The following is a 25,026-nucleotide window of genomic DNA, read 5'->3' on the forward strand; positions in this document are numbered from 1 at the left end:
CTCCATAAAATGAATTAACGGTTTGCATTCTTTGTTCGCAAAACTGCAATAACGCCTTACCGAGGGATCACCTCCTCAAGTAAATTAAACCGATTTAATGCTAAGGTTGGATAAGTCCTGTTGGATAAGTCCTCCTCTAAAACAAGCATAATCGTTTTACATTAAACCGGTTTAATGTATTTGTAAAAAGTATGTAATGTAAGCGCTTTTATTTGCTCGATGTTATTATATATATTTACGTATTATTTCGCAAGATTTAATATTACGCATTTAAAAAATGAAAAGGACCTTCAGAAAATCTGAAAGTCCTTTTCCACACTCATTATTACTGGTTCAAATCCGGGCGTTTGCCTGTTACCAGGTATACGACGCTTTCCGCGATGTTAGTCGCATGGTCGGCGATCCGTTCAATGTATCGACCTACGAAGCTTAGAAGCATCGCTTGTCCGACCGTCTTAGGATTCTCGACCATTAGAGCGAACAGCTCTCGGATGATCTGCGCGTAGAGAGCATCAACCTGATCATCATCCTTGGCGCTCTTATAGGCAAGGTCGACATTCTCATCTACGTAGGATTGCAGAGATTCTTGGATCATGATCGCAACGATTTCAGCCATTCGAGGTAAATCGATCAATGGCTTGATTAGCGTTTGGCCATCTAAGCGGATAACGACCTTAGCGATATCAACGGACAGATCTCCCATTCGCTCCAGATCGGATGAGATCTTGAAAGCAATCAGAATTCGACGCAAGTCCTTGGCAACCGGTTGCTGGGTAGCGATTAATTTGGAGCCGATTTCGCTAATCTTCTCTTCTATTTGATTTAACTCGGAATCGGATTTCACGATTCTTTTACCGGTTTCTACGTCGCCGTTCTTAAGTGCTTCCATTGATTCAACAAGTGCTTTCTCTACTCGATTACCCATCTCGCAAAGCAGTTGCGTCATCTCTCGTAATCCATGGTCGAATTCCAAACGTTTAACCATTGTTCCTAACCATCCTCTCTCGGGATCAACCGAACCGTCCACTAATGTAATCTTCCGTGCGCTGGTCATTAGGATTGGAGAATAACTGCTCCGTATCCGAATATTCTACGACTTCCCCGTTAAGAAAGAAGACGGTTTGTTGAGAGACTCGAGCTGCTTGATGCATGTTGTGCGTCACCATAACGATTGTATAACGATCTTTAAGCTCCTGTGCAAGTTCTTCGATCTTTAGCGTAGAGATCGGATCCAAAGCGGAAGTCGCTTCATCCATAAGCAAGATGTCCGGCTCGACTGCTAATGCGCGAGCAATGCACAAGCGCTGCTGTTGACCGCCCGATATACTGAACGCGGAACGTTTAAGGTGATCTTTAACCTCTTCCCACAAAGCAGCGGATCTAAGGCTTGTTTCTACGATTTCATCCAATTTCTTGCGATCTTTAATCCCGTGCAAACGCGGTCCATAAGCAATATTGTCATAGATGGATTTTGGAAATGGATTCGGCTGTTGGAACACCATTCCAACACGTTTACGCAGCGTCTCCACATCGACTTCGTCGGAATAAATATCCGTTCCGCCGATGGCGCACACGCCTTCAATACGAGTTCCTTGAATCATGTCGTTCATTCGGTTGAACGTCCTAAGCAATGTAGATTTACCGCAACCGGAAGGGCCGATAAAGGCCGTGATCGCTTTCTCCGGAATCTCAAGAGAAACGTTGCGCAGCGCATGGAAGTCGCTATAGAACAAATTCAGTTTATCAATCTCGATAATGGTATTCATCGTCTAGTCCCCTTATATGTTTTTCTGGAATTTATTGCGAAGCAGGACAGCCGTAATATTCATAATTATGAGCATAATAAGCAAGACCATGATTCCTGCCGCAGCTAACTCGTGGAACTCCGTCTGCGGTCTAGATATCCAATTGTAAATTTGAATAGGAATAACGGTGAATTGATCCGTCAATTTCTCCGGTAAAAAGGCAACGTAAGTCAAGGCACCGATCATGACAAGCGGAGCCGTTTCTCCGATGGCCCGGGACATGGCTAGAATAACCCCGGTCAAGATACCAGGCAACGCGGAAGGAAGAACGGACCGGGATACCGTCTGCCACTTGGTAGCGCCTAGCGCGAAGGATGCATCCCTTCTTGCCTTAGGTACTGCTTTAAGTGCCTCCTGCGCTGCCACGATGATGATCGGCAGAACCAATAAGGTCATCGTAAATGCACCGGAGATCAGACTGCGCTCTAGCATAAACCATCGAACAAACAACGTGAGTCCCAAGATTCCGTAAACAATAGAGGGTACTCCGGCAAGCGTGCTAATATTCAATTGAAAAATACGAGTCAAGCGATTCTTCTTGGCGTATTCTTCTAAATATATGGCAGCCCCTACGCCGAATACGAAAGATACGGGAAGAATAATCAGCAGCATATAAATGGAACCGACAATCGCCGATTTCATCCCCGCCGACGAAGGTCTGCGCGAAGGATAGTTCGTGAATAGATCAGGCGTGAAGTGACCCAACCCATCCATCACAATGTCAATGATTAGGACCATTAACGCAAGAATGCCTATGGAGGTAGCAGCTAAAAATAAGAGCTTAAGCGTAGTATCCATTCTGCGTCGATTAGCTACCCGTTTGCGATCGTCCTGCTTCCACTCCTTCATGATTAATATTCCTCCCGGAAGCGTTTAGCCAAGTATTGTGCCACAATGTTCAAAACGAACGTGATAAGGAACAACGTAGCCCCAACCGCAAAGATAGAGCCGTATTCAACCGTTCCATGCGGCGTATCGCCCAAGCTCACTTGAACGATATAAGCAGTCATCGTCTGGATGCTATCGAACGGATTAGCCGTTAGCTTTGGAGTAGCTCCTGCCGCAACGGTAACAATCATCGTCTCTCCGATTGCCCGCGAGAAAGCCAATACGGAGGAAGCCACAATACCGGAGAAAGCAGCTGGGACAACAATCTTCAACGCTACCTCGAATTTAGTAGCGCCCAAAGCGTAGGCTCCGTCCCTTAGAGAACGCGGAACTGCAGACATCGCGTCCTCGCTTAGGGAACATACCATCGGAATTATCATTATACCGACAACGATGCCGGCGCTAAGCGCGTTAAAGATCCCTACATCAGGAAATAACACGCGAATTATCGGTGTCATAAAGGTTAAAGCAAAATATCCGTAAACGATCGTAGGTACGCCCGCCAGCACTTCCAAGATCGGCTTAATCACCTTGCGAACAGCTTTAGGAGCATATTCGCTAAGGTAAATCGCAGCAGCCAGTCCAAGAGGAATCGCAACCAAGCATGCGATAACGGTAATTAGCAAAGTACCGCTTAGAAGCGGCCATATGCCGAATTGTTTCGGCTCGAACAGAGGAGACCAAGTACCTGACGCAATAAACTCTTTAAAGGGAACCTTCTGAAAGAAATGATACGTTTCGGTAAATAAAATGTAGACAATGCCTACGGTGGTTAAAATGGAGATAACGGCGCAAAACAACAAAAAAGCAGGCATGGTTTTATCCATTATGCTGTTTCGACTATTTTTAAATGTTCGTTTGTCTTTCTGAATGCCTTCTATCGCGGTTTTCCCTGATGGGATTCCCTCTTCCCGCATCGCTGTTCGCTCCTTGTTTCGAAACTTTGTGCAATAAAGGGCACGTCCCCAGACGAACCACCCACCTCAGCATTGACAGTGGGGGTACGACAGGGGATCATCGCCGATTATTCAGCTACTACTTGATGTCAAGCGATTTTACAGCTTTGCTTTTTCAGCATCGTAAGTTTCATCCGGAAGCGGAATGTAGCCTACTTCTGCGGAAAGAGTTTTTACATTATCCATGTAGAATTTCACGAAGTCTTTCACTTCCGCACGTCCATACTCTTTCTTGCTGAAGTAGATATAGATTGGACGAGACAAAGGTGCATAAGAACCATCTTTAATTGTATCGAACGTCGGTTCGATCGGGCCGTTGCCGCCGTCGATAGGAATAACTTTCAGCTTGTCTTGGTTTTCTTCATAGTAAGCGAAGCCGAAGAATGCAATTGCATTTTTGCTTCCCGCTACGCCCGTTACAAGCGTATTGTCATCTTCGCTGAAAGTGGCATCTTTGCGCACGCCTTTTTTGTCTAAAATTTCTTCATTGAAGTAATCGAAAGTACCGGAATCAGCACCTGGCGAGAATACAGCGATCGGTTCGGCCGGGAAGGAATCGCGTACATCTTTCCAAGTCTTTGCAGTGCTTTCCGCACTGAAGATTTTAACCAACTCTTCTAAAGTCAAGGAATCGATAAAATCATTGTCCTTGCTCACGATAACGGACAAGCCGTCAAATGCGATTTTCAGTTCTGTATATTCAACGCCCGCATCTTTGCAAAGCGCTGCTTCTTCATCCTTGATAGGTCGGGAAGCGTTACTAATCGCGGTCTCGGCTGCGCAGAAGCGCTTAAAGCCTCCACCTGTACCGGATACACCGACAGCCGGCTTCACATCAGGTTGCACGGCTTTATATTCTTCAGCTACAGCTTCCGTTACGGGGAATACAGTAGAAGATCCATCGATCTCAATGTTGCCTGAAAGTTTAACTGCAGTCTCGGAAGGAGATGCGCTCTCGGAAGGAGATGCGCTCTGGGCTGGGCTTTCGCTTGGGCTAGCACCTGTTGTGTTATTACCATTGTTACCACAAGCCGTAACGAACACTAATACCAATGTAGCGAGGATAAACAAACTTTTGCGACCCATTCTCTTAAACAATTAAACCCACTCCTAATCTTCTCTTGTTTTTCGGTACAGTTGTAATGTTACAGGCAATGTGTAAACTTCGTTTTCTACTTTTGTTAACGCAATGTAAAAAATCCGAAAAGTTTTTGTTCATTGTAAAGCACAAGATTTATCGCAATTCGCTATTCATTTGCATGGAAAGCTTCTCGAATTCTCTGCTTACCTGGAGCGTAGTCTCGTGCGCAAACGCAGAAGCTTCAGTTAATAACAAAGCAGCTCCCGCATTCTCCTCGGCTGTATTCCACATTTCCTTAAAGGTAGATCTTGCTTCTTCGACATGATCAATCCCCGTCAAAGCTTCTTTTTTCCCTTCGTTCACCAGTTTAGCTACCCCTTCGGCTGCTTCGGTCATTGCTTGGAGCAACTTACGAATTTGCCCGACGGACTTCTTGGTCTGATCGGCTAATGATCGGATTTCATTCGCAACGACTGTGAAGCCTCTTCCATGTTCCCCGGCTCTTGCGGCTTCTATCGTTGCATTCACGGCTAGCAGGTTCGTTTGGTCAGCTATTTCTCCTATTAACCCCGTAATTCCGGAAGCCGAATTCACCCGACCGAGCAGATCGTCTACGGATACGGCTTGTTTGTTCGCATAATCCGTCCACTTTTGAAAGCCTTGCATCATCAATTCAAGCTGACTTCTTCCCTGCACCGTCATTGACGTAATCTTATCCGTACAGGAATGAGTGTGCTTGGCCTTTTCCATAACGCCGTCAACCGTCTCGCGTATATTTTCAATCATCGTTCCCGTGCTATTGACAGTTTGCATTTGAATATCCACGGCTTGTTTTTGTATGAGACGCGAAATATTCAGCATATCGCTTACGGTTAGAACTCCAATAAATTTATGGTTTTCAGTGATAATCACGGCATCATACAATGTATCGTCACCGCGGGAAAGAGCCTTATCGATCAATTCTTGGGGTTGTATGTCCGCTTCAGCCTGAAGGGCGTGATGATCCATTAAGAAGGACGACGGCTTATCGCTAAATAAAGACATTCCATATAAAGATCCCAGTCTGCGAAAAAACACATGCTTCATAATCAATCCGATGGGTTTGTCGTTTTCTTCGCAAACAACAACGCATTCCACATCGCTTCTTAAGCGGAACAGAGCAACGAGTTCTTGGCAAGGCAATTGCCATTGAACGACAGGACAGCTTTTAATCCATTCCTTAATGTGCAAGGAATGATACGTTGCCCCTAGGTCTTTAGATGAAGATCCCCGAATCCCAGTTTCTTGTTCCAACAAGGCAATCCCCACATTTCTTTCCTCCCCTATTGATCCTATTGTCTAAAATTAACATTCCGTTGTTTCGACATTATTCTTGTTTTGTTAACGGATTATAAAAATACTCTAATCTCCCGAGAATAAATAAATAACCGTCCCCCGGTAAAGTACCGGGAAACGGCCGCTGCAGAATTACCTCCTTCAGTCAAGACAACATTATAAATACTAAGCCGATAAGCAACATGCCGATTATTCCAAGAGAGACAAAAATAAGCCATATTAATGTTGTCGGAGATCGGAAGTTATCAGAGTTAATCCCTTTCTGTTTCATAAAGAAATCTCTAGTCGCCAGAGTCAAAATGCAGACACCCAAAATAACTGCCCCGAATCCTACAATCGAAGCTAGCCAATGTGCAAAATGATTATATGGACTTGATTGAAACACAAGTCCTGCAGCCAAGAAACCTATACCTATAATCGTTAGACTTGTTCTGACCCAAGCTAAGAATGTCCGTTCATTGGCAAGATGCTGCTGAACAAATTTTGAGTCGTTTGAAGAATCACGCAACCCAGATGTTCTCCTTTCATCAAGGATCGATTCTTCTATTGTAGCATTTTTGAAGTAAAGTATCCGGTCACCTTTCGCATCGCACTTCGGCTGACGGTCGCAGGTCATAAAAATGCACCCCTTAGAATTCCATCGAATTAACCCAAGGGGTTTTTCCAATGTCTGTTCTAGAGGGTGCACTCTGCGGGCTTAATGAAGGGCATCTCTGGATCGGTTTCGGAATACCCACTTCGACAAGGTCACGCTGATCTCGTAAAGCAGCAAAAGCGGAGCAACCACGAGTAAATCGGATACGATATCCGGCGGCGTTATCATGACCGCGGTGATCGTCAGCAGGAAATAGGAAAGTTTCCTCGCTTTGGCTAACCGCTTGGGGCTTAGAATACCGATGGAGGTAAGGAACATGACGATCGCCGGCATTTCGAATAAGAAACCGAATGGAACCGTCATATTGAGCATGAAAGCAAAATACTTTTGCGCCGTATAGACGGTTTCGAAATCATCCGCCATTTTCTCCAAGAAACCGATCACCATCGGGTAAATGATGAAGTACCCGAAAGACAGACCAAGGATGAACAGCAGAGCAAGAGCCGGGATATAGGCAAGCGTCGTCCTCTGCTGATTGACAGACATTGCCGGTTTAACGAATCGCCATACTTGTACGCCGGCGACGGGAATCGTCACGGCGATCGCAACGACCCCAGCCAGCATGAAGTAAACCCAGATCACGTCCGAAGGCGCCAATATTGCAAGCTTCTGCTCCAGATCCCTTACAAGCCATTTGTACAGATCTTTGACATACACGAACGCGCCGCATAAGGAAACAACGAAAGCAATAAGCGTAAAGATAATTCTGCTTCTTAATTCGTCCAAGTGGCCTACGAAGCTTTTACCGAGCTTATCTTGCGGAAGGGAAGTCGAGGATTCCATGCGATCCCCGCCTTACCCGTTCGACTTCTCGACGACGGATAATCTTGCGGGGGATTCGCCGTTTGCTGGCAGGACGCCCTTATCCGAATCTTTCGCATCCTTGTCCTTGTCATCGGAGCCGTTAACCATCTCGCGAGTCGCGGTTTTGAATTCGCTCAGCGTACGTCCGAATGCGCGTCCTAGCTCTGGCAGCTTCGAAGGACCGAATATGATCAACGCGATAATCAGGATTAGAATAAGTCCGCCGATTCCTATATTTCCGAAAGGCATGTGCTCATCTCCTTAAGATTTAATGATATTGGTTGCATCAGAAACATTAGCCCAACTTAAAGCCGGTGATGGCTACGACCGCGCAACGTGCTTTCTTGTCTCCCGGGCGATGCGGCCACACGCTTGTAGGCATGTTCAAGTCCGTGGTGTTCTCTCCCGGATGCTGAACGGAGAGGAACAACGTCTTCTCGTCCGGCGTGAAGAAAGGTCCCGTTAGCTCGCAGTCGTTCGGACCCGATGCGAATTGCATCGCATGGCCTTTGCTCGGACCGGATGTTGGAATGACGAACAATCCATTGTTCATGAACGAAGTATAGATCCCTTTGTTCATGCTGCTCGAGGAGATATCGGTAACGACCCATAGATTCCCGTTCCCGTCGAACGACAGGTTGTCCGGCGAGCTGAAGCCCGCTTGGCGTCCGCCGGCCGCGAAAATTTCGAAGTCGAAAATTAGGGATCCCAGATCATCGTCTTTCTCGAAAATTCGGGTGATATGCCCATGAATATTCCCATGGGAATCATTGTTCGTATGGCAGATAAAGACGGTGTTATCGAATGGCGAAATCTCGATGTCCTCCGGACGATCCGTCGGCATGCCGCCGAGCAGAATGGCTGCCTCGTGGCAATTCGTAACGATGTCCGCTTGATTTTGGAACATTTTCAGGAAATCTTCCTTCGTTCCCTTAAGTCCGGCCGGCGTCTTAAAGCTTGGTTTATCCAACGCTTTCTTTACGGCATCGTAAGTGAGGGCGATCCAGGTGCCGCTCTTCAAGCTAGCCACGTAAAGCGTTCCATCAGCCAACAGATCGGAATTGGCGCGTCCTTTGTTCTTGTCATACTTGCCATTGCTAACGAACTTGTAGATACAGGCATTCTTCTTATCGTCGCCCATGTATACGACTATGCGTCCGTCTTTGGCAAGACCCATCGCCGTGTTTTCGTGGTTGAACCTTCCAAGCGCAGTATGCTTGCGAAGGAAAGAGCCATCGAACGGGTCGATTTCTGCGACCCAGCCGTAATGGGTTAACGGCAATGAAGCTGCCGTTGCCAAATCCGAGAAGTTCTCTTCGCAGGACAGTACCGTGTTCCAAAGCGTTACTCCGCCCGAGCAGTTCGCGAACGTGCCGGTTACGCTTGTTTTGCCGCCTAGCGCAGCCGAGCCTTTACCCGGTCCCGTCAGCTCGAATTTGGAAAAGCCGTTAATGCGGCGTGCATAGGCCGATGATTTATCCATCTTCCATGAGCCGTCCGTATCCCGGTATACTTCGATGACGGACATTCCTTGATAATAGAGCGCGTCCTTCAATTGATCCGGCGTCATTTTATCGTCTTTGATCGGCCCGTGCAGGAAAATGTTCGTATATTCATGGTTGGTAACAAGCAGCCCGCGGTGGTTGGCGCCATTGATCGGGAGAAAAGCATTGTAATCGCAACCTTGTCCGAACTTATCGCCGGCTTGGTTGATCACATCGTCGAAAGCGGCGACGACATCGTACCTGTAGCCTTTTGGAACGATCAGTTGATCTTCTTTGGAGGGGGATATCGGATCGAAGTGCCCGCTGACCCGATTGGAATTGTACCCGAACAGGTGGTCGGCCGTCTTGGATGCAGCCGAAGCTTTTCCCTCCAGAACGCCTAACCCGGTAGATACTGCCGCTAGTGCCGCAGCTCCCGTACCTAGATACGTTAAAAACGCGCGACGATCCATTTGCTTTTCCATTTACTCGCTCGCTCCTCTATAGAAAATAGATTCTCCATAGACAAGCATACACGGGCAATGTTAATGGAACGTGCGCGAAAATGTCTTTTTATGTAAAATAATTGAGGATCTATTCTACGATAGCACGAAAAAACCGCCCCTCGTCTAAGACGAATAGAGCGGTCTAAATAGTTATATTGGATTATACCTCGTCAACGCTGACCCATGCACCGCGTTCGATCGACAGATCTACCGCTTCCAGAACCTCTTGGCATTTCACGCCGTCGAGGAACGTTGGAGCGAACGGAGAATTCGTCGTCATGTGCTGGACGAATTCGTACACGATATGCACGAAGGCATGCTCGTAACCGATGATGTGTCCGGTCGGCCACCAATTGCCGGCGTATTTGTGCGTGGGTTCCGTTGCCAGAATGCGGCGGAATCCAGCCAGGTTCGGCTCGTCCTCGCGGAAGTAAACTTCAAGCTCGTTGAGCTTCTCGAGATCCCAACGGATCGAACCTTTGCTTCCGTGGATTTCGAACGTGTTATGGTTTTTGCGTCCGGCCGCGAAACGGGAAGCCACGAACATGCCCATAGCGCCGTTCTTGAAGTCGGCCAGGAAACCCGTCGCGTCATCTACGGTAACTTCGCCCTTCTCCGTCGCGGAGCCCGTGCCGGAGAGTCCGGAGGATCCGGTCAGTACCGGACGCTCCTTCACGAAAGTGCGGCTATGACCGACTACGCGATCGAACTCGCCGATCAGGAACCGGGCAAGGTCGATGCTGTGCGCGTTGATATCGCCGTGAGCTCCGGAGCCTGCGACTTCCTTCTTCAAGCGCCATGCCAGCGGCGTGTTCGGATCCACAAGCCAATCTTGCAAGTAGGTCGCACGATAGTGATGAATTTCGCCCAGGCGACCTTCGTCGATAATTTGTTTGGCCAATTGAACGGCCGGCAAGAAGCGGTAGTTGAAGCAGACCGCATGCTTAACGCCGGCTTTCTCCGCCGCTGCCAGCATCTCGCGTCCATCCGCCAGGTTAAGCGCCAACGGTTTCTCGCAGAAAACATGTTTGCCTGCCGCAATTGCGGCAAGCGCGATTTCCTTGTGCGCGTCGCTTGGAGCGTTAATATCGACGAAATCGATGTCCTCGCGGGCAATCATTTTCCGCCAATCCGTCTCATAGGATTCCCAGCCGAATTTCTCGGCTGCTTCCTTAACCCCGTTTTCGTCGCGTCCGCAGATTGCTTTCATCACGACGTCCGCTGTCGGCTCAAAGAACATACCTACGTCTTTATAAGCGTGGCTGTGGGCTTTACCCATGAACTTGTAGCCCACCATGCCGACGTTGATTTTCTTCTTGTTTATGCCCACCACATTTCACCCGCGCTTTCCTTAAGAATGAGACTGTTAAGGAAATTAGCAGCTTTCGTGAAGCCTTCGTTCACGCTCATCAGGCCGTCCTCATGCTCGATGCTGATCGTTCCGTCATAGCCGACGAGACGGAGCGTGCTGACGAGATCTTTCCAGAATTCATCGTCGTGGCCATAACCGACCGTGCGGAATACCCACGAGCGTTGCAGAATATCGCCGTAGTTTTTGTTATCGAGAACGCCGTTAATCGCCGTGTTGCGCTTGTCGATCTTCGTATCCTTGGCATGCACGTGATAAATGGATTTGCCGAGTGCTTTAACGCATTCAATCGGATCCATGCCTTGCCAGAACAAATGGGAAGGGTCGAAGTTCACGCCGATGTTGTCTCCCGCTTCCTCGCGGAGGCGAACTGCGGTCTCGGTATTGTATACGAGGAAACCCGGATGGGCTTCGATAGCCACTCTGACGTTATGCTTACGCAAGAATGCGGATTGTTCTTTCCAATAGGGGATTGCGATTTCATTCCATTGCCATTCGAGCACCGTCAAGAAATCCGGCGGCCATGGGCATGTAACCCATGAAGGATATTTGGAATTCGGCGATTCCCCGGGGCAACCCGAGAAAGTGATAACTGTATCTACGCCGAGCTTCTCCGCCAATTGGACGGTAGCTACGAAATCGTCATGATGGGATTTGGCAATGGAGGCATCCGGATGAAGCGGATTGCCGTGACAGCTAAGCGCGCTGATCGTCAGGCCGCGAGAATCGACTGCATCGCGAATACGGCGAATGGCCGCATCGTCGTTGAGAACGGTTTGCGCATTAACGTGAGAGGTTCCGGGATAGGCTCCTGTGCCGATCTCTACGGATTGAAGTCCGGCAGCTTTAGCGGTATCCAACGCTTGCTCGAAAGACTGTTGGCCGAATAGAACGATAAATACTCCTGATTTCACTTGTTATCCACCAAACCTTTCTTAATCTTATCGTCTTTCTTTGTACGCAATATGTACGCGTGTTCATTTGAAGCCTAGCTATAGTTTACATGAAAACGCTTGCCTTTTGCCACCCCTAATTTGCAATTAGGAGAGCTAGTTTCTAGCAAAAGGCGAGTCGCCTCGTGATGATCCATTTCGGTGGAAGCTAAACGAAACTGATCGCTTGCCCTTTATTCGCCGACTCGTACACGGCTTCGAGTATTTCTTGGACGACAAGTGCTTGCTTGGCGGTAACGACAGGCTCGCGGTCATGGATGATGGATCCGATCCAAGCCCGGGCTTCTTGCTCCGCCGCATCGTCAGGAAGCGGATTGCCGCCGAAATCCCCGGACATCTGGATTTCTTGGGTATACAGGCGTCCGTGCTCCTCACCGTTAATGCGCAAGCCTCTCTTCATATCCGCTCCGGCCTTCGTACCATGGAGAGATACTTTTGCTTCATCTACGTCAAGCGTATTCAGCGCCCAACTGGACTCCAGCCACACCGTAGCCCCGCTCTTCATCGTGATCATCGCGAATGCGGAATCTTCGACCGTGAACTTGGACGGATCCCAATTGCCCCACATATTCGCTTGGCTTCCTTGCTCGGCAAGCTTGCGATAAGAAGTTCCCAGCACCGTCTTCGGATCGTAATTGTCCATCATCCAAAGAGCCAAGTCCAGCGCATGCGTTCCGATATCGATCAAAGGGCCTCCGCCCTGTTTCTCCAAGTCGAGGAATACCCCCCATGTCGGCACCGCGCGACGGCGAACCGCATGGGCTTTAGCTACGTAAATTTCTCCTAAATCGCCGGCACGGCAGGCTTGGTGGAGCCAACGGCTATCCGCGCGGAAACGGTTCTGGTAAGCGATGCTCAGCTTACGTCCCGTTCTTTGCGACGTCTCTAGCATACGCCGGGCATCCTCGGCCGTTTTGGCCATCGGTTTCTCGCACAACACGTGTTTACCGGCTTCAAGCGCCGCTATCGAAATTTCGGCATGCGTGTCGTTTGGCGTACATACATGAACGACATGGACGTCGTTATCGCGCAACAGCTCATACACATCGGTATACACTCTAGCGTCATGAGTACCGAATTTGTTCTTCGCATCATGAGCTCTGTCCAGTGCCACGTCGAAGAACGCAACCACTTGAGCTTCCGGGATTTTGGCGAGAGATGGTAAATGCTTCCCCATTGCGATTCCGCCGCATCCGATCATCCCAACGTTAACCTTTGTCAAAATGCTTGTCCTCCTTGCGAGTTTTCAGTATTCATTCTACAATTAGTGTACCATATAATATTAGAAATCCCATCCGCTCAGGTGCGAGGAAATTATGCGATATTGTCATAAAAGGGGATGAACCCGTGCAAGCTGTCAGAGAAAATATAGAGTACGAAAATCCGTTGCTTTCCTTGAAAATATGGCAAACGTCGCGCAACGACGTCGGATCCATCACATGGCACTATCATCCCGAATGCGAACTATTCCTTGTACAAGCTGGGCGCCTTGAAGTCGATCTGAGCAATGAGACCTACTCGATGCAAGAAGGCGACGTGGTCATACTAGGAAATTCGCAGCTCCATCGCGATCGAAATCCGGGAAACGCCGTTGAGTATATCGTACTTCAATTCGATCTTCATTCTTATTTCGACCAAAGTACGATTCCCTATTTGCAATATTTTAATGAAACCAAAGTTCCTCTCAGCTCAATGAATTATATCTTTCGGGAGAATACGGAAGCTCGCAATGCCGCGGCCGAGTGCATTCGCCAAATTCATCAAGAAGCTTTACGCAAAGAAAGCGGTTACGAACTTGCTGTCAACATGTTGATCAAGAAGATACTGCTCATTCTCATTCGTAACGACAACCGAGGCTTATTAGCCGATCAGGATCGCGTCGAACGGATTCGACTCAAGCCGGTTCTTGATTTTGTCGAATCGCGCATCGTAGAGAAGATTTCGGTTGAGGATGCTTGCGGCCTGGCGAACATGAGCTATTATTACTTCGTGAAGTTTTTCAAGAAGATTATGGGCCTCTCCTTCACGGAATACGTCAACTTTCGCAAAATCAAACGTGCCGAGCAGCTGCTGCTCACCCGCGATATGAGCGTTAGCGAGGTCGGAGACCAGATCGGCATGGCGAACATGGCCCACTTCTACAAAATGTTCAAGCGTTTCAATGGCTGTTCGCCGAAGGAATTCCAACGCAAAATGCTCGCTTGGGGCCGGGGGTAATTGGCAGGTTTGCTGCCTTCTTCCCCTTCCCAAGGCGCTTTTTTAGCCTTCATGCCATTCCCCTAACACACACTCGCTCTGCCAAGGCACTTTTTTAGCCTTCGCGCCATTACCCCACCACATACTCGCTCTTCCAAGGCACTTTTTTAGCCTTCGCGCCATTACCCCAACACACACTCGCTCTGCCAAGGCACTTTTTTAACCTCCGCGCCATTCCCCCACCACACACTCGCTCTGCCAAGGCACTTTTTTGGCCTTCATGCCATCCCCCCACCACACACTCGCTCTGCCAAGGCACTTTTTTAGCCTTCGCGCCATTACCCCAACACACACTCGCTCTGCCAAGGCACTTTTTTAGCCTCCGCGCCATTCCATCTCTACTAGCCCGCCCCTCAAAGGCACTTTTTTGTCCTTTGTGAGAGATTGAGAAGAAAAAAATAACAAAATTTCCTTGTTAATCAATATTTCATATGTTATCTTGATCATAGAAAACAATCTATTAATCGGTCGTGAAGCACACGCCGCTCAATCCGGAACCGTCCGGACTGGGCGGCTTTTGTTTTTAAATCAAATTGGCGGAGGAGAATGAATGATGAGTGAATCTTTTGAAACGTCTTACGTATCCTGGATGGACAAACAGAAGAGAACTAGTAAGGGCGAGCGGAAACGCAGGTTAGCGGAGGCAGCCAATCATGCGGAGAAAATGTTTATCCAGCACGTATGGTGGCCTTCTTTCCGACACTTCTCTAGTCTGCAAGCAGAGTTTGAAGAAAATTCAAGGATGGCTGGAGGTATATTGACTTCGCTTAAATAACCGAAGGTTACAAGATCTGTATTGAAATTGATGGTTTTGGCCCTCACGGACGGGATCTGAATCGATATCAGTTTGCGGATCATCTCATGCGCCAGAATCATCTCGTCATTGATGGGTGGATAGTATTAAGATTTTCTTTGGATGATATTATGGAGAAACCGCGTCGTTGCCAGCAAGTGATTCAACAATTGTTAGGGAGATTAAGCAGCGCAAGCAATATTCGCGGTATCGAAATCTCACCCATTGAGAAGGTCATTTACTTTTCCGCTTGCGCAAGCGATCAACCGGTAACCCCTACCTCCACGGCCTCCTTATTGGGAGTACATAGAAGAACAGCGGCCAAGTATCTCCATTCATTGTCTAAAAAAGGCCTACTGGTCCCTCAGAATAATGGCTCTTCTAGAGTTGTACGTTACAAAGTCATCCCAATAGACTTTTCTCATGAATAATAACATTACCCTTGAAAACAACAAACGACCCGTCCATCGCCTTTTTCGGCTGAACGGGTCGTTAATTGAAAGATCCAAGCCTAACGGCTGGACGAGGATGCTTTGCGGTTGATGAACAATTTGTAGCCGACGCCGCGGATTGAGTCGATTTGGACGGTTTGTTGGCTTAATTCGAGCTTCTTGCGAAGGGAGCTCACGTGAACGTCGACCGTACGCTGGCCGCCGATGTAGTCGAAGCCCCATACGACGTTCATTAGGTCGTCTCGCGTGATGACGATCCCCGGACGTTCCGCCAAATAAAGCAGCACTTCGAATTCTTTAGGACGCAGCGTGATCCATTGACCGTTGGAGAAGACCTCGTACTTATCCGGGAAAATTTGCAGATCCCCGAGGACGATTACTTTATCTCCTCCCGAGGCTGTGGAAGACTTGCTCTCTTCGTTGCGGGAGCGCCGCAGCACGGCGGATGTACGGGCAAGCAGTTCCGCTACTCCGAACGGCTTCGTAATATAATCGTCGGCGCCAAGCTTCAGCCCCTGCACTACTTCTTCCTCCGCGTTTCTCGCGGTCAGAATGATGACGGGCGTCTTAACTCCGTTCTGACGCAGCTTCTGCAACACTTCGAATCCATTCATGCCCGGGAGCATTAAATCAAGAAAGATAATCGCGTATTGATCATGAATCGCCTTATGAAGTCCTTCCGCCCCGTTCCCGACGACTTCAGTCTCATACCCCTCTTGTGAGAGATTATAGATAACTAGACGTGCAAGTGTCGGTTCATCCTCGATTATCAGTACTTTGTCCGACATGCGTTCCTCCGGTCTAGCAGGCAGTCCTGCCTATTTGGGCTCTCATGTTAGTTTTATCATACCACTGTAAACGCAACATCATGCAAATGTTATCGCAGCGTAAAATCGGTAAAACCGTATGTTACGGCTGTATCAGAGGCAGCTCCAAAATAAACTTCGACCCTACGCCAACCGTGCTTTCGATGCGGATCGTCCCATGGTGCAGCTCGGTTAAATGCTTGACGATAGATAATCCCAGACCCGTTCCTCCCGAGCTGCGCGAACGAGCTTTATCAACCCTGTAGAACCGCTCGAAGATCCGCGGGATATCTTTCTTGGGAATGCCGATTCCGGTATCCGAAACGGTAATCCGCACAAGCTCCTCATTGTCTTCGTCCGCCTCGATAATTTCCGCACGGACTTTTACTCTGCCGCCTTCAGGCGTATAGTTGATCCCGTTCTGCATGAGATTCATCATAATCTGTCCTAATCGATCCTCGTCCGCCTCGAGGAATAACCCCTCTTCCGCATGAACGTCCAGCTCGATATTCTTTTTCGCGGCTTCCGCGGACAGCAGCTCCTGCATTCTTCCTAGGAATATCGGCAGATCGATAGGCGAGAACTGCAACGGCGATCTCCTGGATTCAATCTTGGACAATTCCAAAATGTCGCCGATTAACCGGTTTAGCCGTTCGCTCTCGTCTTGAATGATCGTGAGGAAGGATTTTGCCGTCTCCGGATCGTTCATGGCTCCGGACAGCAAAGTTTCGGCGAACCCTTTAACGGCCGCTACCGGCGTCTTCAGCTCATGGGATACGTTGGCCACGAATTCGCTGCGCATCCGCTCCAATCGCCGAATAGCCGATACGTCCTGCAGGACGAGTAACAGTCCAGGCTCCTCTTCCCCGCTCATCGTCATCGGAACGAGGTTGATCTCGAGCAGTCGTTCCTCCGGATAATACACCGTCAATTCCTCGTGTAAAGTAACCGGGTTTTCAAGCCCTTCCCGTATCAATCCCACCAGCTCGAAATGCTGCCTGATTTCCGTATAGCTTCTCCCCACTCGCTCCCGAACGGTGCTGCCGAGCAGCAGCTCGGCTTCGCGGTTATACAGAATGATCCGCCCATCGTGAGCAATCATGACGACTCCGCTTGTCATATTGTCCAAGACGCTTTGCAAACGTGTACCGTTCTGCCTAATTTCATGCAATTGCTCCTGCAGGCTTCCCGCCATGGCATTTAGCGCGCGGGCAAGCTCTCCTACCTCGTCCTTGCCGCCATCAGGCACGCGAATGGCATAATCCATACTCGCCATTCTCTTGGCCGCGGAAGTCATTCGTTCGATGGGGCGAGTGACGCTGAGCGCGACGCGATAACTCACGATTCCAGCAACAATGAACAACAAAAGCAATGCGAATATGAGAGCGATCCACATATTATTAAGACTGCGTTCAACGTCGCCTAAGCTCATGGCTAGCCGAATAATGCCCTGTTTTTCGTTGCTGTCGGCTTTTTTTACCGTAATCGAAACATACATCATGTTCTGATTCAAAGTATCGCTGTAGCGAATGCTGCTTCCGGTTCCTTCTATCAGCGACTGCTGAATCTCCTCGCGATTGAGGTGATTGTCCATCGATGCCGGGTCATGATCGGAATCCCCCATGACTTTGCCGTCCGGTCGAATGTAGGTCAAGCGCATGCCCGCTATTTTCTTGAACCGCTGGGCTTGCTCCTGCAAATAGGATATTTGCCCGGCCTCATCCACCTTATCCGGCCATGGCACCGCCGCGTTCAAGACATGCAGTTCCCGTATCATATGATCCCGCAAGGCGGCTTGATGATTTTTCTGATAGGAATTTCCCATCAGCAACCCAGCGGCCAACACGGATAATCCTATCATGATGACGAACAAGGCAGTCAGCTTCAATCGAAATTTAGTCATGGGCGGATAGCGGCTCCTTCGGAGTTATACAAATACCGGATCCTTGAATTGGGCTAGCTTCGCTTTGGAATCCTTGTCAACGTCGGCATGTAAGCTGTTACCATGGGAGTCCATGGTCACGATCGCGGCAAAGCCTTCAACCTGCAGATGCCACATAGCTTCGGGAATGCCGAACTCCATAAAATCTACTCCGTTAACGTTCTTGATGCATTCCGCGTAATACTGGGCGGCTCCGCCAACGGCATTCAAATAAACGCCTCCGTGTTCTTGAAGGGCGGCCAACGTTTTCGGCCCCATGCCGCCCTTGCCGATTACGGCACGAAGACCGAATTTTTTCATAATATCTCCCTGGTAGGGCTCTTCGCGAATGCTTGTCGTCGGTCCTGCGGCTTTAACATGCCACCCTGAATCGTCTTTAAGCATAACGGGTCCGCAGTGATAGATAACGCCGCCGTTCAGGTCGATCGGAGCGTCATGGTCCATCAAGTGCTTATGCAGGGCATCGCGTCCCGTGTGCATTTCACCGTTGAGGATAACGACGTCGCCGACCTTAAGTCCGCGAACGTCTTCCTCCGTCAGAGGCATCTGGAGCACGATTTCCTTAGGCTTGGAAGCTACGTCGACCGCCTCATCGACAGTATCCCCTGCAGCATCGGCCATCGAAACCGCGGAACCGCCTTCGTACACCCAACTTTTGATCTCATGCGTGGAACCGTCCAATACGACGCCTTGGCGACGGTATGCCCAACAGTTGTAAGCAACGGATACGAAGAAGCTGGCCGGCAAACGGTTATTCACGCCGACTTTGCAACCGAGCAACGTCACGTTGCCGCCGAAGCCCATAGTGCCGATGCCAAGCTGATTAGCCTTGTCCAAAATATATTCCTCGAGCTGCTGAAGCTCAGGAATCGGGTTCACGTCATCGACCGTACGGAACAATTGCTGCTTCGCCAACTCGTACCCCGTCGTGCGGTCTCCGCCGATGCCAACGCCGATAAATCCGGCGCTGCAGCCTTGGCCTTGCGCTTGATACACCGCATGAAGCACGCATTTGCGGATTCCGTCCAGATCCCGTCCGGCTTTGCCTAATCCCTCGACTTCGCAAGGCAGGCTATACTGGATGTTTTTATTTTCGCAGCCGCCGCCTTTCAAAATAAGACGAACGTCTACCTCATCCCGCTCCCATTGCTCGAAGTGTATGACCGGCGTGCCGGGACCTAAGTTGTCCCCCGTATTCGCCCCTGTCAGGGAATCCACCGAATTCGTACGAAGCTTGCCATCCTTAGTTGCTCTAGCGATTGCATTCTTGATTTCCTTCTTCATGATGATTTGATTCGCGCCTACGGGGGTATGTACGACAAAAGTCGGCATACCGGTATCTTGGCAAATAGGCGAAACGTTGCATTCCGCCATTTCGATATTTTGGGCAATCGTCGTTAAGGACAATCCTGCGCGAGTAGCGTGATCTTCCTGTTCTCTGGCAGCGGTAATGGCACGGCGTACGTCCGCCGGAAGGTTAGTGGAGGTTTCCACGATAAGTTGATAGACGCTTTGTTCGAAAGTTGAAGACATAATAAGTGCTGAATCCCCTCTCTGTTCGTTATACTCTATTCATTATATAATAGCATACAGATATGTGGAGGGAGAAAAGGAGTCAAGTTCATGGCAAATCATTATTTGGCTTATTTGTACCGGCTGCAGTATATCGAACGCTGGAGTCTCATGCGCAACACGACAAGCGAGAACGTGGCGGAACACTCCTATCATGTCGCGCTCATCGCGCACGCGTTAGGCAGTATTGCGCGGGAAATATTCAAGCGAGACATTAATCCCGATGAAGTAGTCACGTACGCTTTATTCCATGATGCCACGGAAGTGTTTACGGGAGATATTCCTACGCCGGTCAAACATCATAATCCTCGCCTATTAGCCAATTTTCGCGAGATCGAGGCGCTGGCTGCTGAAAGGCTGCTCGCGACAGTCCCGCCGGAACTGGAAGAAACCTATCGCCCGTTGCTGATCGGCAAGCCAACTAACCCGGAGCTCGAGAAGCTATTGAAAGCAGCAGACCTGATCGATGCCTACATAAAATGCATTAGCGAGATTTCCGCTGGAAACCAGGAATTTACGACGGCTCGTCGCCAAAGCGAAGAGAAGCTGAGGAAGCTCGACATGCCCGAAGTCGAATGGTTTCTGACCCATTTGGCGCCAGGGTTCGAGAAAACCATTGATGAGCTTTCAGAAATCGAAGAAGGAGACGTGTTGTCATGAAGCTGAAAATTTTCAAAGCCCTTTGGGGGATGGAACGTCTGCCGCTTGAGCAACAATTCAAACAAATTTCCGAAGCCGGTTACGCGGGCATTGAATCGCCGATGCCTGAGCCCGCGAATGAAACGTTATTCCGCAATCTACTCGCGCAATACGGACTGGAATATTCCGCCATGGTTTTCACTGGGGGCGATCACAAGCAATCTTTCAAGGAGCAAGTCGAGCGTGCGGCCACATTCTCTGCGGTCATGATTAACGCTCACAGTTCCAAGGACGACGCGCCCTACGAGCAACAGTTGGACTTCTACCGTCATGCGGTGAATGTCGAACGCGAAGCCGGTATCCCCATCGCTCATGAAACCCACCGCGGCCGCGCGATGTTTACGCCTTGGGTGACGGAGCAATTGCTTAAAGACGTACCCGAATTGAGCATTTGCGCGGATTTCAGCCATTGGTGCTGCGTATGCGAGTCCCTCTTAGAGGACCAAGGTCCAAGGATGCAAATAGCCTCAAAACGAGCCATCCATGTCCATTCCCGCGTCGGGTACCAGGAAGGTCCGCAGGTTAATCATCCTGCCGCGCCTGAGCATGCCGCAGCACTCGCCGCGCATTCCGCGTGGTGGCGGGACATTGCCCGCAGCAGACGCGATCAGGGTGCGGAATCGCTCATTATCGTTCCGGAATTCGGCCCTCCCGGCTATCTCCAAACTTTGCCTTTCACCAATGTTCCCGTTTCCGACTTGTGGGAAGTTTGCTTGTGGATGAAGGGATATCTCGAGCGCCACTGGGATGAATGGTTGGCATAAGCATAAACGTCTGTCGCCGTCCTTAGCGATGGTGACAATACGTTTATGTCGGAGGTTATTCAGAAATGGATAAACTTGAAACTTATAAATTCTGAATAACTAAAATAATAAGGGGTAGATGATCAGACTCATGTCTAATCGTCTACCCCTTATCCTTAAAATTCGATATCCTTAGTCGCCTTAAGCCGAACGAATCCCCCGCCCAAAATGTAATTGTGATGCTCCACGATCTGGGCTGCCGAAAGGTTTTTGCTATCGAATGTGCTATGGGCATCTTTAACTAACGTACCCTCGTATCCTAGGCTAAACGCCCTTCTGCTAGTCGTATCGATGCAGAATTCCGTCTGCATGCCGGCAATGACAAGTTTTCGAATGTTTCTATTCCGAAGCTCCTCGTCAAGCGTCGTCTCATGAAAGGAATCGCAGGTGAATTTTTGGATAACCGGTTCCGATTCGAAAGGTTGGATTCTAGGATGGATATCCCATGTTTGACTTCCTTCCAGGAATTCATCCCCCGCCTCATGGCTCGTATGTTGGATGAAAATGACCGGAACGTTCGACGCTCGGGCTTTCGACAAAAGCATCTCGATGTTATCCATCACGAGCTCCTCATCGAATAACCGCGAATCATAAGAAAACATCGCTTTCTGTACATCCACAATTAACAGCGCCGTGTCACCCTTACTCATTCGATCGTCAGCTCCTTGAATTAATGTTCATTGCGAAAGCATATTTCTTAAGAACCCTGACCTGAGCGACACCAGCGACAACGAGCAATACCGCAATCGCCGCGAACAACGTTTCCCCATTGCTCCAACTAAGCACCAAGCCGCCCAATATCGGCCCGATTCCGCGGGATAGCAACTGGCTGGTCCCATATACGGAGAAGTAGAAACCTCGTTGCTCTACCGGCGCCATGACGGAAACCGCCTTCTGGATGTGGGGACCGAAGATCATCTCTCCGATCGTAAAGATAAATTCGGCCACGAATAGCAATACGATGATGCTCGAATAGCCATAGCCCAAAGATACGATAGCATATAGAACATAAGACAATCCAATAACAAGATGCGAAGGCATCGCTTCCGTGCGCTTGGCTATCCAGATTTGCATGGCGATTACCATGATCCCGTTAAAAGTAAGGATCGACGCCAGCACGGTACGGTAATTGTCGAAGCTAGTTTGCAAATGCAAAGGAAAAGTTGATTCCACTTGCGCGTACAACAGTCCGACCGGCAAGCTAAGCAAGGTTATAAGCAGCAAGGTTTTGTGCTCGACCCAAGAGAATTTAGGCTTAGGTTGCGCGGCTATCGCTTTAGATCCTGATCCTTCACCCTTTAACAATGGAGCGGTCTCCGGCAATTTGAACCAGACAAGCAGCCCATAGAGTACGAAGGAAAATGCGGACAGGAGGAATACGGCCGATGGATTCCAACCGAACATAAGCAATCCCAGCACGGGACCGACGGCAGCTCCGACATTAAACGCCGTATGCATCAACGCAAACACTTCCGCGCGTTTTTCTTCCGCCACCATATCCGTAATCTGAGCATTCGCAGCAGGCATATAAAGCGCAAATCCGATGCCGTTTATAATGGAAATAAGAGCGTACTGCCAGACATCTTCCGCGAAAACATAACCGAGCATACACAGCATTTGGAGGAATAATGCAATTATAATCAGTGGTTTTCGCCCGTATCTATCGCTCCACCCACCCCCGAACCAACTTACGAACAAGCCGCACAGCGGCTGCAAACCGACGATAATCATCGGCAGAATGACCGAGCCCTCCATTTGATCGTACAGATAGAGCACTAGAAATGGCCGTATCATGAAACCGGTAATGGTCGTTAAGGCGGCTCCGAGCACCCGAATCCATATCCCGCCATCGTATCTTCCTAATAAATTCATAATAAAATTAATTTTCATCCTGATCCTCTGTTCTTATGTAGAAGTTGTAGGCATCATTATAGCACACGAAATTAGTACATTATTAAGCAAAAAAGCCCTGTCTACGACATGCGTAGGCAGGGTTCGACAGCCATTCTTAAAGTATTGATTCCGTTAATTCGTTACAATCCATGGATCTTGCATCAACCAAATCATGACAAGGAACAGTACAAAGATGATCGAGCTAAGCGTCTGAACTCTTGCAATCGAACTGCTCGCGCTCTCTCCTTTAACGGAGGAAGCCGCAATTCTCTTAAGCGGAGCTTGCACGATCCCCGTCAATGCTCCGATCGCCACGAACAAGATGATAATCGTTACCATCCAAGCAACGGTATAATCCGGCATTTCCGAATTGGAGATCAAATAACCGCCGGTAAGCAACTGCAACACGAGCGAATATTGGCCTAATCTTCCGCCCAGGATTAATCCGCTGGCCAATCCTTCTTGCGCGGTTCCCGATAATTGCTTAAATCTCCCTACTACAAAAGGCATAATTGCATAAATTCCCATACCCACCGCACCGACTACGTGCAAAAACAACATAACAGTTAACATTCGCCGTTCCCTCCAATAGTTAACAGACTGAGACAAACTCAGTATACACAAAAAGAGACGCGAACAAAACCTTGGCGGGACAAAGAACATGAATCTTTCACAACAAGTAAAACGGTTCCGTCAAAAATTAAACTTCCTGATAGTTAAAAAGAGAGCCCGCAGGCTCCCTTTCGTTATTCGTTTAGTTGAATTACGCGTTCTCAACGATCTTGATGACGTTTCGTACGGATTCCGCTGATTTCTCAAGCGCCGTTTTCTCTTCGCCGGTCAACTCGATTTCGATGATTTTCTCGATGCCGTCGCCGCCAAGAACAGCTAGAACGCCCATGAACAGGTTGTCGTAACCATACTCGCCTTGCAACAATGCGATAATCGGTAGAATGCGTTTCTTGTCCTTAAGAATCGCTTCCGTCATTTGCACGAGCGAAGCAGCAGGTGCGAAGTACGCGCTGCCGTTACCCAGCAAGTTAACGATTTCTCCGCCGCCTACGCGAGTGCGGGCAACGATGGCGTCGATTTGCTCTTTAGGAAGCAACTTCTCTACCGGAATTCCGCCGATCGTCGTATAACGAACGAGCGGAACCATGTCATCTCCGTGGCCGCCGAGCACGACTCCGCGAACGTCTTCAACCGATACGTTCAGCGCTTGCGCGAGGAACGTGTTGTAACGAGCCGTATCCAGAACTCCGGATTGTCCGATCACGCGGTTTTTCGGAAAGCCCAGCGCTTTGTTAGCCACGTAAGTCATCGCGTCAACCGGGTTGGAAAGGATAATCACGTAAGCGTTCGGGCTAGTCGCTTTGACGTTCTCGCAAACCGATTTCACAATCCCAGCGTTCGTGTTCACGAGGTCATCGCGGCTCATACCCGGCTTGCGGGCAATACCGGCCGTAATAATAACAACATCGGAATTAGCGGAATCTTCATAATTCGATGTTCCTACAATATTGGAATCAATTCCTTGCACCGGCGTAGATTCCATCATGTCCAACGCTTTACCCTTAGTCGGGTTCTCCAACTGAGGGATGTCCAGAAGAACGACGTCTCCAAGCTCCTTCTGAGCCAACATAAGCGCAGTAGTCGCGCCAGTGAATCCAGCACCGACAACTGTAATTTTCGCACGTTTGATTGCCACTTAATAATTCCTCCTTAATCTTAAGCCCGGTGCTTTCCGCACCTAGGCGAATGAACCATTTTGAAGGCGAATCAAGTATTCCCGAAAAATAGCTTCCTCAATAGAATAACTGTAAATATGCAGCTATTCACCAGGAGCGCTCAGCAGCTCCGAACTTGACCTTGAGAGCGCGCAGCAGCTCTGAACTTGACCTTGAGAGCGCGAAGGCAGCTCGACAGCCATAAACTCGCACTAGTCCATCATTCGGATGGAGGGGCGACAAGCGA

General features: G+C 49.1%; 24 protein-coding genes. 4 read left to right on the forward strand and 20 right to left on the reverse strand.

The window, feature by feature from the left end; all coding sequences use genetic code 11:
* Nucleotides 1-325: 325 nt before the first annotated feature.
* The 13 genes from phoU to E2980_RS08520 all read right to left on the reverse strand — a co-directional run bounded on the left by phoU (nt 326) and on the right by E2980_RS08520 (nt 13,037).
* On the reverse strand, nt 326-985 hold the full coding sequence (gene phoU, locus E2980_RS08465; protein ID WP_135151751.1) for a phosphate signaling complex protein PhoU: 660 nt from the start codon (nt 983-985) through the stop codon (nt 326-328).
* Between the two features lie 25 nt (nt 986-1,010).
* On the reverse strand, nt 1,011-1,766 hold the full coding sequence (pstB, locus tag E2980_RS24135) for a phosphate ABC transporter ATP-binding protein PstB (RefSeq protein WP_167747037.1): 756 nt from the start codon (nt 1,764-1,766) through the stop codon (nt 1,011-1,013).
* A 12-nt stretch (nt 1,767-1,778) separates the two neighbouring features.
* Entirely contained in the window at nt 1,779-2,603 is an 825-nt protein-coding gene (gene pstA / locus E2980_RS24140) for a phosphate ABC transporter permease PstA (RefSeq protein ID WP_420808634.1), read from the reverse strand.
* A 53-nt stretch (nt 2,604-2,656) separates the two neighbouring features.
* Complete coding sequence (gene pstC / locus E2980_RS08475; RefSeq protein WP_240702945.1) at nt 2,657-3,520, reverse strand: phosphate ABC transporter permease subunit PstC; 864 nt, start codon at nt 3,518-3,520, stop codon at nt 2,657-2,659.
* Between the two features lie 228 nt (nt 3,521-3,748).
* Complete coding sequence (locus tag E2980_RS08480; RefSeq protein ID WP_240702939.1) at nt 3,749-4,747, reverse strand: PstS family phosphate ABC transporter substrate-binding protein; 999 nt, start codon at nt 4,745-4,747, stop codon at nt 3,749-3,751.
* A 136-nt stretch (nt 4,748-4,883) separates the two neighbouring features.
* Nucleotides 4,884-6,038, reverse strand: a complete 1,155-nt coding sequence (locus E2980_RS24900; protein WP_135151753.1) for a methyl-accepting chemotaxis protein — start codon at nt 6,036-6,038, stop codon at nt 4,884-4,886.
* A gap of 172 nt (nt 6,039-6,210) precedes the next feature.
* Nucleotides 6,211-6,681: a YidH family protein gene (locus tag E2980_RS08490; protein WP_135151754.1), complete on the reverse strand. Its 471-nt coding sequence runs from the start codon at nt 6,679-6,681 to the stop codon at nt 6,211-6,213.
* Nucleotides 6,682-6,762: 81 nt separating this feature from the next.
* Nucleotides 6,763-7,503 carry a twin-arginine translocase subunit TatC gene (gene tatC / locus E2980_RS08495; RefSeq protein WP_135151755.1) on the reverse strand — a complete coding sequence of 247 codons (741 nt, stop codon included), beginning with the start codon at nt 7,501-7,503 and terminating at the stop codon, nt 6,763-6,765.
* Nucleotides 7,504-7,515: 12 nt separating this feature from the next.
* Nucleotides 7,516-7,773, reverse strand: coding sequence for a twin-arginine translocase TatA/TatE family subunit (tatA, locus tag E2980_RS08500; RefSeq protein ID WP_135151756.1), 258 nt, complete (start codon nt 7,771-7,773; stop codon nt 7,516-7,518).
* Between the two features lie 46 nt (nt 7,774-7,819).
* Nucleotides 7,820-9,493 (reverse strand): PhoX family protein, encoded by a 1,674-nt coding sequence (locus E2980_RS08505; RefSeq protein ID WP_167747039.1) that lies wholly within the window; start codon nt 9,491-9,493, stop codon nt 7,820-7,822.
* Between the two features lie 181 nt (nt 9,494-9,674).
* On the reverse strand, nt 9,675-10,811 hold the full coding sequence (locus E2980_RS08510; RefSeq protein WP_135151855.1) for a Gfo/Idh/MocA family protein: 1,137 nt from the start codon (nt 10,809-10,811) through the stop codon (nt 9,675-9,677).
* 23 nt (nt 10,812-10,834) lie between these two features.
* Entirely contained in the window at nt 10,835-11,797 is a 963-nt protein-coding gene (locus E2980_RS08515) for a sugar phosphate isomerase/epimerase family protein (RefSeq protein WP_135151757.1), read from the reverse strand.
* Nucleotides 11,798-11,984: 187 nt separating this feature from the next.
* Nucleotides 11,985-13,037, reverse strand: a complete 1,053-nt coding sequence (locus tag E2980_RS08520; protein WP_135151856.1) for a Gfo/Idh/MocA family protein — start codon at nt 13,035-13,037, stop codon at nt 11,985-11,987.
* A gap of 146 nt (nt 13,038-13,183) precedes the next feature.
* On the opposite strand from E2980_RS08520, the gene E2980_RS08525 reads away from it, so the two are divergent.
* Both E2980_RS08525 and E2980_RS08530 read left to right on the forward strand, forming a co-directional pair.
* Complete coding sequence (locus tag E2980_RS08525) at nt 13,184-14,053, forward strand: helix-turn-helix domain-containing protein (protein WP_135151758.1); 870 nt, start codon at nt 13,184-13,186, stop codon at nt 14,051-14,053.
* A gap of 592 nt (nt 14,054-14,645) precedes the next feature.
* The gene (locus tag E2980_RS08530; protein WP_135151759.1) at nt 14,646-14,867 is read left to right on the forward strand and encodes a hypothetical protein; all 222 of its coding nucleotides are present in this window, start codon (nt 14,646-14,648) and stop codon (nt 14,865-14,867) included.
* Nucleotides 14,868-15,396: 529 nt separating this feature from the next.
* Here the strand turns inward: E2980_RS08530 and E2980_RS08535 are convergent.
* The 3 genes from E2980_RS08535 to E2980_RS08545 all read right to left on the reverse strand — a co-directional run bounded on the left by E2980_RS08535 (nt 15,397) and on the right by E2980_RS08545 (nt 19,618).
* Nucleotides 15,397-16,125 (reverse strand): response regulator transcription factor, encoded by a 729-nt coding sequence (locus tag E2980_RS08535; protein WP_135151760.1) that lies wholly within the window; start codon nt 16,123-16,125, stop codon nt 15,397-15,399.
* Nucleotides 16,126-16,246: 121 nt separating this feature from the next.
* Nucleotides 16,247-18,046 (reverse strand): two-component system histidine kinase PnpS, encoded by a 1,800-nt coding sequence (gene pnpS, locus E2980_RS08540; RefSeq protein WP_135151761.1) that lies wholly within the window; start codon nt 18,044-18,046, stop codon nt 16,247-16,249.
* Nucleotides 18,047-18,070: 24 nt separating this feature from the next.
* Nucleotides 18,071-19,618 (reverse strand): fumarate hydratase, encoded by a 1,548-nt coding sequence (locus tag E2980_RS08545; protein WP_135151762.1) that lies wholly within the window; start codon nt 19,616-19,618, stop codon nt 18,071-18,073.
* Nucleotides 19,619-19,708: 90 nt separating this feature from the next.
* On the opposite strand from E2980_RS08545, the gene yfbR reads away from it, so the two are divergent.
* Entirely contained in the window at nt 19,709-20,317 is a 609-nt protein-coding gene (gene yfbR / locus E2980_RS08550; RefSeq protein WP_135151763.1) for a 5'-deoxynucleotidase, read from the forward strand.
* Complete coding sequence (locus E2980_RS08555) at nt 20,314-21,120, forward strand: sugar phosphate isomerase/epimerase family protein (protein WP_135151764.1); 807 nt, start codon at nt 20,314-20,316, stop codon at nt 21,118-21,120. Before yfbR ends, E2980_RS08555 begins: the two co-directional genes overlap by 4 nt.
* A gap of 155 nt (nt 21,121-21,275) precedes the next feature.
* On the opposite strand, the gene E2980_RS08560 is transcribed toward E2980_RS08555, so the two are convergent.
* From E2980_RS08560 to mdh, 4 genes are all read right to left on the reverse strand, one after another.
* On the reverse strand, nt 21,276-21,809 hold the full coding sequence (locus tag E2980_RS08560; RefSeq protein WP_135151765.1) for a cysteine hydrolase family protein: 534 nt from the start codon (nt 21,807-21,809) through the stop codon (nt 21,276-21,278).
* A gap of 7 nt (nt 21,810-21,816) precedes the next feature.
* Nucleotides 21,817-23,049 (reverse strand): MDR family MFS transporter, encoded by a 1,233-nt coding sequence (locus E2980_RS08565; RefSeq protein ID WP_135151766.1) that lies wholly within the window; start codon nt 23,047-23,049, stop codon nt 21,817-21,819.
* A gap of 135 nt (nt 23,050-23,184) precedes the next feature.
* Nucleotides 23,185-23,625 carry a DUF2269 family protein gene (locus E2980_RS08570; protein WP_135151767.1) on the reverse strand — a complete coding sequence of 147 codons (441 nt, stop codon included), beginning with the start codon at nt 23,623-23,625 and terminating at the stop codon, nt 23,185-23,187.
* Nucleotides 23,626-23,815: 190 nt separating this feature from the next.
* Nucleotides 23,816-24,760 carry a malate dehydrogenase gene (mdh, locus tag E2980_RS08575; protein ID WP_135151768.1) on the reverse strand — a complete coding sequence of 315 codons (945 nt, stop codon included), beginning with the start codon at nt 24,758-24,760 and terminating at the stop codon, nt 23,816-23,818.
* Between the last annotated feature and the right edge of the window lie 266 nt (nt 24,761-25,026).

This window comes from Cohnella luojiensis (assembly GCF_004564235.1).
Classification (GTDB): Bacteria; Bacillota; Bacilli; order Paenibacillales; family Paenibacillaceae; genus Cohnella; species Cohnella luojiensis.

Excerpts from the sequence above, each read along its gene's own strand:
- phoU (WP_135151751.1), bottom strand. The coding sequence starts at position 985 with ATGGTTAAACGTTTGGAATTCGACCATGGATTACGAGAGATGACGCAA.
- pstB (WP_167747037.1), bottom strand. The coding sequence starts at position 1,766 with ATGAATACCATTATCGAGATTGATAAACTGAATTTGTTCTATAGCGAC.
- pstA (WP_420808634.1), bottom strand. The coding sequence starts at position 2,603 with ATGGATACTACGCTTAAGCTCTTATTTTTAGCTGCTACCTCCATAGGC.
- pstC (WP_240702945.1), bottom strand. The coding sequence starts at position 3,520 with ATGGATAAAACCATGCCTGCTTTTTTGTTGTTTTGCGCCGTTATCTCC.
- E2980_RS08490 (WP_135151754.1), bottom strand. The coding sequence starts at position 6,681 with ATGACCTGCGACCGTCAGCCGAAGTGCGATGCGAAAGGTGACCGGATA.
- tatC (WP_135151755.1), bottom strand. The coding sequence starts at position 7,503 with ATGGAATCCTCGACTTCCCTTCCGCAAGATAAGCTCGGTAAAAGCTTC.
- tatA (WP_135151756.1), bottom strand. The coding sequence starts at position 7,773 with ATGCCTTTCGGAAATATAGGAATCGGCGGACTTATTCTAATCCTGATT.
- E2980_RS08505 (WP_167747039.1), bottom strand. The coding sequence starts at position 9,493 with ATGGAAAAGCAAATGGATCGTCGCGCGTTTTTAACGTATCTAGGTACG.
- E2980_RS08510 (WP_135151855.1), bottom strand. The coding sequence starts at position 10,811 with ATGGTGGGCTACAAGTTCATGGGTAAAGCCCACAGCCACGCTTATAAA.
- E2980_RS08520 (WP_135151856.1), bottom strand. The coding sequence starts at position 13,037 with ATGATCGGATGCGGCGGAATCGCAATGGGGAAGCATTTACCATCTCTC.
- E2980_RS08530 (WP_135151759.1), top strand. The coding sequence starts at position 14,646 with ATGAGTGAATCTTTTGAAACGTCTTACGTATCCTGGATGGACAAACAG.
- E2980_RS08535 (WP_135151760.1), bottom strand. The coding sequence starts at position 16,125 with ATGTCGGACAAAGTACTGATAATCGAGGATGAACCGACACTTGCACGT.
- pnpS (WP_135151761.1), bottom strand. The coding sequence starts at position 18,046 with ATGACTAAATTTCGATTGAAGCTGACTGCCTTGTTCGTCATCATGATA.
- E2980_RS08545 (WP_135151762.1), bottom strand. The coding sequence starts at position 19,618 with ATGTCTTCAACTTTCGAACAAAGCGTCTATCAACTTATCGTGGAAACC.
- yfbR (WP_135151763.1), top strand. The coding sequence starts at position 19,709 with ATGGCAAATCATTATTTGGCTTATTTGTACCGGCTGCAGTATATCGAA.
- E2980_RS08555 (WP_135151764.1), top strand. The coding sequence starts at position 20,314 with ATGAAGCTGAAAATTTTCAAAGCCCTTTGGGGGATGGAACGTCTGCCG.
- E2980_RS08560 (WP_135151765.1), bottom strand. The coding sequence starts at position 21,809 with ATGAGTAAGGGTGACACGGCGCTGTTAATTGTGGATGTACAGAAAGCG.
- E2980_RS08565 (WP_135151766.1), bottom strand. The coding sequence starts at position 23,049 with ATGAAAATTAATTTTATTATGAATTTATTAGGAAGATACGATGGCGGG.
- E2980_RS08570 (WP_135151767.1), bottom strand. The coding sequence starts at position 23,625 with ATGTTAACTGTTATGTTGTTTTTGCACGTAGTCGGTGCGGTGGGTATG.